Raw genomic sequence first — 1,015 nt, 5'->3', positions numbered from 1 at the left:
CTGAATTCCCGAACAATTATACCTAGGTTGGCACTTCAACTCCTAGATACTCATACAAGCCCATCTGCTTTTTCGTCATCTCACCAATGCGAGGCTTGCGGCCTGGTTGTTCATAACGCTCAATGACATCCAGTTCATCTAGTAACTCCTGCATGGTGTACTGTTTGAAGAGATTATTGTCACTCATGGCTTTATGTATATAAGAGAGATAGATCAGTGCAACAAATTGTACAAATAACTTGCCTTCTAAACTCTCTTCGGAAGATACCGATGTGCGTCGCATATTCAAACGTTCTTTGAGATTGTCAAATGCTTTCTCAACAACATCCTTGGAACGGTAAATATCTAGTGCTTCCAGTGGATCTTTGACGCCATTAGATATCAGGGCAAAGTAGCCGTAGTTTTTTCCAACTGCATCAATAGCGTCCTGTTTTGGTAGTAAAGTAACCCCACGTACTGGGGTTTCATTGATCTCATAGTACTTTTTATACAGTTTTTCATGTTCTGGTTTTCTCTTTCCAGACAGTAATTCTTCTTCGATCAGATCGAGTAGCTTATTAAAAGCAACCTTATCATCCGTTGCTCTTTGGTCATTATAGTATAAGTGCAGGTACATTCTTTTCGTGCTTGTAATTTTTTGTCCACTGCGTTTTTTGGTTTCATTATAGTTCCAGTCCACAATGTGTGAGACAGAATACAAACCGTACTTCGAACTGTAATGAGGGCGCGATGCGATTGTGGTTCGTACCTGATCTAGTTTGTCCTTAACCAGTTTTAGGGATGTTCTTGCAGCTATCAGAAATTTGAAATGCTTCTGATACATGGCATTGATATTGTCCTCACTGTAAAAACCGCGATCCAAGACCAACTTGACCTTGTCTAGCTTGAGAAAGTCAAGATCAGCTAACAAGTTTTGAATCGTCTTGACGTCTGAGATGTTACCAGGAAGCTTACGATAGTACACTGGTAATCTTGAGTGCTCGCCAAATAGAAGTGCCAAATTGATTTGAGCTAG

General features: G+C 40.3%; 1 protein-coding gene. It reads right to left on the bottom strand.

The window, feature by feature from the left end; all coding sequences use genetic code 11:
- Positions 1-22: 22 nt before the first annotated feature.
- Positions 23-1,015 (bottom strand): transposase (locus B371_RS0100240; RefSeq protein ID WP_019412368.1); only part of this gene is annotated, 993 nt, incomplete at its 5' end.

The sequence above is a fragment of the Paenisporosarcina sp. TG20 genome (assembly GCF_000286315.1).
Classification (GTDB): Bacteria; Bacillota; Bacilli; order Bacillales_A; family Planococcaceae; genus Paenisporosarcina.
This window is presented reverse-complemented; position numbering and strand designations above follow the sequence as displayed.